This is a genomic window from Streptomyces ureilyticus, assembly GCF_011045025.1.
In the GTDB taxonomy this organism is placed as follows: domain Bacteria; phylum Actinomycetota; class Actinomycetes; order Streptomycetales; family Streptomycetaceae; genus Streptomyces; species Streptomyces ureilyticus.
The window spans coordinates 1-9,217 of the sequence record NZ_JAAKZX010000299.1; the positions used below are offsets into that span (position 1 = coordinate 1).

Annotated in this window: 7 protein-coding genes and 1 pseudogene; 2 read left to right on the top strand and 6 right to left on the bottom strand. The window is 69.7% G+C overall.

Going from position 1 to position 9,217, the window contains the following annotated elements; translation table 11 throughout:
• Positions 1-696 (bottom strand): maltotransferase domain-containing protein (locus G6048_RS44385; protein ID WP_165345298.1); only part of this gene is annotated, 696 nt, incomplete at its 3' end.
• A 124-nt stretch (positions 697-820) separates the two neighbouring features.
• Positions 821-1,114, bottom strand: a complete 294-nt coding sequence (locus G6048_RS44390; RefSeq protein WP_165345300.1) for a DUF5133 domain-containing protein — start codon at positions 1,112-1,114, stop codon at positions 821-823.
• Between the two features lie 316 nt (positions 1,115-1,430).
• Here G6048_RS44390 and G6048_RS44395 point away from each other — a divergent pair, with 316 nt between their 5' ends.
• Complete coding sequence (locus tag G6048_RS44395; RefSeq protein ID WP_235991064.1) at positions 1,431-1,997, top strand: pep a2; 567 nt, start codon at positions 1,431-1,433, stop codon at positions 1,995-1,997.
• A 32-nt stretch (positions 1,998-2,029) separates the two neighbouring features.
• On the opposite strand, the gene G6048_RS44400 is transcribed toward G6048_RS44395, so the two are convergent.
• From G6048_RS44400 to G6048_RS44415, 4 genes and pseudogenes are all read right to left on the bottom strand, one after another.
• Complete coding sequence (locus G6048_RS44400) at positions 2,030-2,470, bottom strand: TIGR03618 family F420-dependent PPOX class oxidoreductase (RefSeq protein ID WP_165345301.1); 441 nt, start codon at positions 2,468-2,470, stop codon at positions 2,030-2,032.
• 143 nt (positions 2,471-2,613) lie between these two features.
• Positions 2,614-3,588: pseudogene (locus tag G6048_RS44405) on the bottom strand (endo-1,4-beta-xylanase); the annotation flags it as partial.
• 377 nt (positions 3,589-3,965) lie between these two features.
• Complete coding sequence (locus G6048_RS44410) at positions 3,966-5,162, bottom strand: hypothetical protein (protein ID WP_165345299.1); 1,197 nt, start codon at positions 5,160-5,162, stop codon at positions 3,966-3,968.
• Positions 5,163-5,307: 145 nt separating this feature from the next.
• Complete coding sequence (locus G6048_RS44415) at positions 5,308-7,206, bottom strand: AMP-dependent synthetase/ligase (protein ID WP_235991065.1); 1,899 nt, start codon at positions 7,204-7,206, stop codon at positions 5,308-5,310.
• 235 nt (positions 7,207-7,441) lie between these two features.
• Between G6048_RS44415 and G6048_RS44420 the strand changes: the two genes are divergently transcribed.
• On the top strand, positions 7,442-9,217 hold a 1,776-nt coding region (locus G6048_RS44420; RefSeq protein ID WP_206342895.1), incomplete at its 3' end, for a phospholipid carrier-dependent glycosyltransferase.

Consider the following 9,217-nt stretch of genomic DNA (forward strand, 5'->3'; position numbering starts at 1 on the left):
GGCGGCGGTGGTGAAGGTGCCGCTGACGGTGGGCTTGCCGGTCTCCACGACGGCGCCCTCCGAACGCGGGAAGAACTCGTACCACGAGCCGTACAACGCCCGCTCCCGCTCCACCAACAACGGCAACGGGGCTGATGTGGTGACCCTGTCACGCAGGGGGTGCTCGGCGAGAACGGCGTCCACCTCCGGAGCCAGGGCAGCCGCGAGACGGGCGGCCGGGGGTTGGGACTTGTCGCGCAGCGCCTGCACGGCGGCGAGTACCGCCGCGTTGTCCGGAGCTCCGGCGGCGGCCCGCTCGTACAGCAGCGCGCCCTCCTCCAGGACCAGCTCCGTGTCCATCCCCGCCGGGATCTTGATCTGCGCGTGATGGCGCCAGGTGGTGACCGGGTCGGCCCAGGCCTCCACCACGTACGTCCAGTGGCCCACCAAGCTCGGTGTGACATAGGCGCCCCAGCGGTCGCTGCCCGGGGCGAGTTCGCGCATCGGGGTCCATGGCCTGGCGTAGCCGCTCGGGTCGTACAGGACGACATTGGCGGCGATCGCGTCATGGCCTTCGCCGAAGACCGTGGCGGTGACCTGGAAGGTTTCGCCCACAACCGCCTTTGCCGGACGCCTGCCGCACTCGATCACCGGGCGGACGTCGAGGATGGGGACGCGGCCGATGGAGGCGTGGCCGCCGGCCTGGGTCCGCGTCATGGGTTCACCTCTGCGTAAGCGCTCCGCTGGGAAAGCAGTTCGATCCGGCGGGTCCGTCGTGGCTGGTCGCGCAGTTACCCGCGCCCCTTGGGGCGCGGTACCGCACCGGGCTTCGTAAGTCCGGCTATCGCGTCGGCGCTGCCGCGAGTCCCGTCGGTCGGGTGCGGGCACCGGTTCGGTGGCGGGTCCGGCCGCCACCGCCTGCGAAGTGCACCGCTAAATCAGCGCCCAGGTAGCGCTCCGCGGCGTCAGCGGCTTCGCGGGCGCAGCGCTTGCCCATCAGTACGCACAGGGTGTAGCCGGTGCTCTCGAAGTTGTCCCGCGCCATGCGGTCGGCGGGGGCGGCGAGCATCAGGCGTTCCCAGGCGCGGTACTGCTCCAGATGCCTGGCGACCTCGGCTTTGGCGGGCAGCAGCATCTCGCTGGTCACCTTCCTCCTCGCGGGTGCGCACGGTTCACCTGGACGGTGCGCGACGACCGTGCACGGAGAGGCGCCGACCGGTTGCAGAGTCGAAGCCTTCACTCATGGTGCATGTGGCGCCACAGAACGTCCTGTTGTCTCTTCAACGACATACGGCGTTCGTGGCCGGCTCGCGGCTCTCGTGTTGCACGAACGGAGTAGCACTCTCACCCTGGAGTGACTCAGGAGCGATCAGCGCTCACGCTTTGTGCTCGGGGCTCGGCCCGCAGGGGCGAGGGGGAGCGAGAGCTTCGCCGGTGAGGAGCCAACGACGATGAAGACCGTAGTGCCCTGCTACTACCACCTCGACGTGGAGGTCAGCCCGGAACGGGTTGCCCAGGTCAGGCGCATTCTGGCCGCCCACCTGCGGTACTGGAACCTGGAAGACCTCGTCGAGCCCGTCTGCCACTGCGCCGAGGTGCTGTTGCACACGATCGACGAGCATGCCACGGACAAGAACACCACCATCGAGATGTGGTGGACCGGCCAGCACCTCATCACCGCGATCGCGGACAACGACGCGGACCTGCACTCGAAGTACGCCCAACCGGGCTGCCTGGCCCATATCGCCGCCGCGAGCGACGGCTGGGGCTGTTGCGCCACGGGAACCGGCGGCAAGATCATCTGGTTCTCGCGCCGGGCCCGTGCCATCGAGCGCGCTCCGCTGGTCCCGATCCGCCCGGCCCCCAGCCTGCGTACAGCCCGCCCGATGCCACGCAAGGCGCCGGTGCCCGCCCTGGTCGGTTCCGCGCCCACGAGTCTGCTCACGGCGGCGGCCGACGCCGGCCTTCGAGATTCGGAGGGCTCGCCGAGCGCAACCGTGCCGCGTACCTCGCTCTGAGCCCCGCCGGTGCGAAAGCGTCCGTTGTTCAGTCAGCGGGCGCGGGGCGCTCCGTACGCCCGCTCGATCCGCAGGCGCAGCACGAGGCGGCGGTCGCGGACCATGGCGGCGCGGAAGCCGTCCCAGTCGGGGTGCTCGCCCTGGACGTCGCGGTAGAGCCGGATGAGCTCCTCGACCGTCTCGTCCTGCGGATCCGTCGCGACGGGGGAGAGGTCGGCGACGCCCTCGACGACGGTGTAGGCCCAGCGGTCGTCGCTGGTCACGTGGTACGACACCCGGGGATCCCGGCGCATGTTGTGCGTCTTGGCGCGGTCGTCCGTGATCGAGACGCGCACGGTCCGGTCGTCGGGGTCGTACGCGTGCTTGACGTTCGAGAGCTGAGGCCGTCCGTCGCGTTTGAGGGTGACCAGCACTCCGTCGTCGTACTCGCCGAGCAGCGTGAGCAGGGCGTCCTGGTTCGTGTCGTGGGACATGCGCTGTTCAACGCCCGGGATCTGCCGAGGCATTCCGCCCTCGAGGTCGTCCCGTACATCGCGGGTCCCGTACGCGGCGACGTGGCGCGACGGCCGGGGCCGCCGCGCCACGCACTCCTTGCCGCCTGGGCGGTCATCCCTCAGCCGGAGCCGCCGAGCGCCGAAAGCACGGCGTGGTACGCGGGCTTCTTGGTGTAGTTGCCGTCGAACAGCAGGGGAGTGCCGCTGGCGCGCCAGGAGTACTTGTCGGTGACGCCCCAGACGGTGATGCCGGTGCAACGCGACACGGCGAGGCAGGCCTTGACCACGTTGCTGTAGTTGTTGGCCTGCGCCGTGCCCGAGCCCTCGATGTCCAGCTCGGTGATCTGCACGTCGACGCCGAGGTCGGCGAAGCGCTTGAGGTTCGCCTGGTAGTCGCCGGGCACCGGAGACGCGCTGTTGAAGTGCGACTGGAAGCCCACGCAGTCGATCGGGACGCCGCGTGCCTTGAAGTCCCTGACCAGGTTGTAGACGGCATTGCTCTTCGCGTTGATGCCGTCCGTGTTGTAGTCGTTGTAGCAGAGCTTGGCCGCGGGGTCGGCGGCTCGCGCGGTGCGGAACGCCTCCTCGATGAAGCCGTCGCCGAGCTTGTCCTGGAAGGGCGAACTGCGCCGGGCGCCGCTGTTGCCGTCCTGGAAGGCCTCGTTGACGACGTCCCAGGAGTGGATCTTGCCCTTGTAGTGCTGCATGACCTTGTTGATGTGGTTGTTCATCGCCGATCTCAGGTCGGCGGCGCCGAGACCGCCGACCCAGCCGGGCAGCTGGGAGTGCCATACGAGCGTGTGCCCGCGGACCTTCATGCCCCTGCTCTGGGCGTGATTGACGATCTGGTCGGCGGCGCCGAACGTGAACGAGTTGCGGGTCCTTTCGACGGCGTCCCACTTCATCTCGTTCTCCGGCGTCGACGAGTTGAACTCGGTGTTGAGCGTGGCGGCGTACCCGGACTCGCCCAGGTGCTGGGCGGCGACCGCGGCACCGAAGTAGCGGCCCTTCTCGGCCGCCGCGGCGCCGAGCGTGCTGGCGGCCTCGGCCGTCCCCGAGAGGGCGGTGACACCGGCCGCGGCGAGCAGACCGGCCATGCCGAGTACCAGTGCGCTCCGGGCACGGGAACGCCGGTGCCGAGGTGCCGGCGCGTGACTGATGGACGTACTCATGACCATTTCGCCCCTTCCTTCAGGTCTTCCTTCCGGCTGCACGTGCCTTGTGCCGAGCGTGCTGCGTGGGACGTACTGGTGTGACTGAACTTGATCTGCGAGCCCGGGAATTCCGAATGTTTCGGATGAGTTTCCGAGCGGACGCGCCAGAACGTACCGCTGCTCTTTCGCGGAGTCAACGGAATACGGGGCGGGAGATTCCGGTTGGCTTTAAGTTACCTGTGGTCGAATTCCATACAACAATCGCCGCCGATTACGAATGTTTCGCACTCGGCGGCGGGATGCTGAGGAACGCGGTCGGGCTACCGGGGTCCGCGGTCCTGTCCGGACGGGGACGGCAGCAGCATGAGAAGGGCTGTCAGGGCGGTCAGCGCCGCTAGTGTGGCCGCGAGATTGGCGGCCCACGGTGGTGCGGCGGTGATGGCGAGGGCGCTGGTCAGGCCAGGCGAGTAGATCTGGCTCTCCAGCAGCTGGGCGACGGCCAGGGCGGTGGGCAGGACGACACCCGCGGCGAGGAGCGGCAGTCGCCCCTTGCGGAACAGAGCAGGAGCCACGGCCAAGGCCAGGGCCAGCACGACGCACAGCATCGATGCGCCCATGGTGAAGCCGTAGGCGGCCGCCGACGCGCTGCCGGCATCCGGCGGGAAGTGGGCGAGGCCGCACAGGACCAGCGCGGTGGCTGCGACCCAGGGCAGCCAGGCGGGCCCGGCAGGGGGAATGCTGTCCTTCGCGGTCTGGTCGCGCTTGATTGGGGTCCCGTGGCCGACGGCACCCAGCGCCGCCGACGGACGGTCCTCGGGCCCGGCCATGGCCGGGCCGGCGGCGGACTGCCTCGACGCCTCCCGCACGGGCTGCCGTTCGGGAGGTACGTCCCGCTCGTGGGCCAGGCGGCCGATCAGCTGCACGAGTTCCTCCACCGGGCGGCTCGTGGCGGCTGCCCGCGCCGCCTCTTCCGCGCAGTGTGGGTCCTGCCGGGACAGGTGCAGGAAGGCCATCAGCCGCGTGACGTCCTCGACAGGGCGGCTCCGGACGGCCGCGCGGATCACGTCGTCGGCACTGTCGGCCTTCCTCGGCGGCCGGGTCAGCGCGGCCACCAGCCGGATCACGTCGTCCACGGAACGGTCCGTGCCGACCGCCCGCAGCGCGTCGACCGTGGCGCTCGCGTACTCCGGTGACTCCTCGAGCAGCTCGACGAGCTCTATGACCTCGTCCAGCGGCCGGTCGACGGCGGCGGCGTGCACCAGCCCGGCGACGGGATCCGCGTGTGACACCCCGAAGTCGAGGTCGTCCTCTCCCGCTGCCGACGGCAAGTCCAGGAACGGCATGACCACAGGGCCGAGGGGGGTGTGCAGGGGCGTGGCAGCGGGCTCCTCCTCCCTCGCCGGGGCGGCGGATCCCAGGTGGTGGACGGGTGGTGCCGTCGGCGGCGGGTGTGCGTCGGCCTCAACCTCGACAGGTATGCCGGAGTGGTCGGGCGGGAACGGCGAACGGGTGGTCATACTCGGCTCCTACGAAGGTCAGCGGACGCTGTCACGCCCCTGACTGGCGGCACGAGACTCAGATATCCGCCTTTCTAGGCGCCGCCCCCGGACCCCGCATGCGGGACCGGCCCACCCGTGTGACGCCCTGCCGCTCAGGGCCGGCTCACCGGAACACGTTGTCGTCCTCCCATGCGAAGGACTCGACGGCCGGGCTGCGTCGCGCGGCTCTCGAGGTCGCGTACATCGCGTCGATCTCGGCCGCGAAGTGATGCGCGATGGCGTCCCTGCGCAGCTTCATCGACGGTGTCATCAGCCCGGTGGCCGGGTCGATGGGTTCCGGGAGGATGCGGAACACCCGGATGGACTCGGAACGCGACACCGAGCTGTTGGCCGCCGCGATCGCGCGCCTGACCTCTTCCCGCAGGGCGTTCTGCTCCCGTACCTCCCGGTTCGACGCCTGGCCCCCCAGGGGCAGGGTCGCGCGCCAGTGGGCGAGGAATTCCGGGTCCAGGGTGATCAGGGCCCCGACACAGGGGCGGTTGTCACCCACGACGACCGCCTGGTGGATGAGCGGATGGACCCGGAGACGCTCTTCGAGGGCTGCCGGAGCCACGCTCTTGCCGCCGCTCGTGATGATGATCTCCTTCTTGCGCCCGGTGATGGCCAGATAGCCGTCCATGTCGATCCGGCCGATGTCCCCCGTGGCCAGCCAGCCGCCGCGCAGCGCTTCCTGAGTGCCGGGTACGTCATTGATGTAGCCCTGGAACACCGAGGGGCCGTGCACCAGGATCTCCCCGTCCTCGGCCACGCGGACCTCCATGCCCGGCAGCGGACGTCCGACGGTGCCGAACTTGTGCCGTCCGACGGGCTGTGCGGTCATCCCGCCACCCGTTTCCGTGAGCCCGTACCCGTCGTGGATGAAGATCCCGATTCCCGTGTAGAAGAGTGCGAGTTGGCGGTTCAGGGGCGAGCCGCCCGAACACGCGCCGCAGACTCTTCCGCCCAGGGCTGCGCGCAGTTTCCGGTACACCGTCCTTTCGTAGAAGGCGTGTTGGGCACGCAGTTCGAGGCTGGGCCCGGCGCCCGTGCCCAGTTGCTGCCGTTCCACGGCGGCGGCGAATCGCCGTGCGACGCGTGCCGCGCGGTCGAACAGGGCGCCGTGGCCCGTCTGTTGGGCCTCGCGCAGGAAGTTCTTGTAGATCTTCTCGAAGACGAACGGAACGCCGAACACGAAAGTGGGGCGAAAGGAGAGGAAAGCCTCGGACAGCGCCTCACCGTTCATCTCGGACTCGTGCCCCAGCAGCAGCCCGCCGCGTACACAGATCCCTTGGATCATGAGGCCGTACACATGGGAGAAGGGCAGGAAGGCGAGGATGGCCGGCTGCCGGCCGGGCGGCGCCGTCGTATGGGCCCAGCCGGCCAGCAGCGCGTCGCAGGGGCTCGCCAGATTGCGATGGCTCAGAGCGCAGCCTCGGGGGTGCCCTGTCGTGCCGGACGTGTACGCGATGACCGCGGTCGATCCGGGGACCACCATCCGGCGCATCGAGTCGACGGCCTCGCGCGGTACCGACCGGCCCAGTTCCACGATTTGGGCGAGGGAACCGGCGTCCAACTGCCAGACATGGCGCAACTGCGGCAGCGCGGCGCACGCCGAGCCGACCGTCATGAGGCCCTGCTCGTCCTCGACGATCACACCCGCACACTTCGCGTCGCGCAGGATCCACGCGACCTGGTCGTGCGAGGAGGTCGGGTAGATCGGGACGATCTCGGCTCCCACCGCCCACAGCGCGTAGCTGAGCACGGTCCACTCGTAGCGCGTACGGGCCATGATGGCCACGCGGTGTCCCGGATACAGCCCCGAGGCGATGAACCCCCTGGCAAGATCGACCACTTCGTCCCGCAACTCGACCGCGGTCATCGGCGACCAGGTGGGGGGAGAGGATTCGGAACGGCGCGCGACCTGCGGAAGCAACGGTATGCGCTCCGCCGTGTCGAAGAGACTGTCGGCAAGTCCTCCCTGCATCAAGGGCAGAGCCGATGACGGAACTTCGGACACATGCATGCGCCGCTCCAGCGTTCTTCTCACAGCGCCCTCGGGGATTCAGGCTTGGGGGGACCGAGAGCGTTTGAAATCTAGTCCACGCCGACGACAGCCGTGTCAGGAACCGCCAACTGACTTCATCTGACGGCTTCTCAGGCCTGTAGAGGCGGCCCGTACGGGGGCGAGGGCCGGACGATACGCGCGGGAATGAGCAGTCTTGTACGGGACGGACGTAGTCATGCGTATGCCGATGTTCATGGCGATCAGGCACGCCGAACCGACCGCCACCGCGCCCGGTCCCGACGGTCGCGACGGCTCCGCCCCGGCGTCCGCCAGGACCCTACGGAGCCGTCTCGAGGTACTGCGCCGGCACCGGCGCTGGCTGCTCCCGCTCATCGTGGCCGTACTGCTGGCCCAGATGGCCGCCGCGATGATCACCACGGCAGTGCAGCAGACGCCGACCATCGACGAGCCCGTGTACGTGGGGACGGCCGAGGTCTACCTGGAGCAGCGCGACCTGCGCTACAACCCCGAGCACCCGCCGCTCGGCAAGCTGATCATCACGTCTGGCCTGGCCTTCACCGATGTGCACCTCGACCCCGGCTTCACCGGCGACCAGACGGCGCTGGGACGGCATGTGCTGTACAAAGCGGGCAACGACCCATGGCGAGTGATGCTGTTCGCGCGACTCCCGGTGATCGCGCTGACCCTGCTGTTCGGCCTGGTCGTCTTCGCGTTCGCGCGCGATCTCGTCGGCGCGGCGGGCGGGGTGGCGGCACTCGCGCTGTACGCGTTCTCACCGGACATCATCGCGCACGGATCGCTGGCCACACTCGACGTGCCCGCGGCCGGTTTCCTGCTGACCTCGGTGTGGCTGCTCTGGCGGGCGCGCGGGGCTCCGTTCCGCTATCTCCCGCTGGCCGGCCTGGCCCTCGGCGCGGCCCTGGCGACCCGTATGAACACCTTGGCGGCGGCGCCGGTGCTGCTGCTCCTGGCCGCCTGGTCGTTCTGGTCCGCCCGTCGCACACCCGGCCTCAACCCCGGCAGACGCGGGACGCTGCGACTGATCGCGTACGGCGTCATGGCGGCGGCCGGTGTGGCGCTCGTCGCCGTCGCCGTGGTGTGGGCCGCCTACCTGGCCGTCGACCCGCGCCCGCCCTGGACGACACCCAGGAATGTGCCGGACATAGGCGGCAAGCGCGGCCTCGTCACCGCCTGGCTGCCCGTGCCGGAGCCGTACCGGGACGGGATGCGCATCCAGTTCGGCATCGAGTACTCGACGCAGGGTGGCGGCTTCCTGTTCGGCCGGCGCTACTTCGGCTCGCTCTTGTACTACCTGCCGGCCGCGGTGCTGGTGAAGACACCGCTGGGCATGCTCGCGCTGTGGGCGGCCGGCGCCGTGACCGTGCTGACGGCTCGCCGCCTGAGGCCCGCGGCGGCGTACCTGCTGCTGCTCCCGGCGGTGCTGCTGGCCGTGCTCCTGGACGGGTCGCGCGGCTTCGGAGTCCGGTACGCCATCTTCCTGCCGATGTTCCTGGCGGTCGCCACGGCCGGCGTACTCGTCCACCGCAGACGGTGGGCGTACGGGATGACGGCGGCGCTGGTCGTGTTCGTCGCGGTCAGTTCGCTGCGGACCTTCCCGTACTACCTGCCGTACTCCAATGAGGCGTTCGGCGGGACCGCGAAGACGCATCTGCATCTGCACGACTCGAACGTCGACTGGGGCCAGGACCTGGGACGGCTGGCCGACCGCCTCCGGCAGCGCTACCCGGACGAACGGGTCTGGCTCGTCTACAAGGGGAGCGGGGTCCCGTCGTACTACGGCATCGACGCCCGCGATCCGTTCACGGCGAAGCCGGAGGACGTGCGCGGGCTGCTCGTCATCTCGAACTCGGCGGTCGCCAAGGCCGAGCCCGGGGGGCCGCTCGAGGCGCTGGTCGAATCCAGCAGGCCGATCGACCAGGTCGGCCACTCGATCACGATCTACCGGCCACCGCGAGCGTCCTCGACATGGCGGAGGCCTACGCCACCC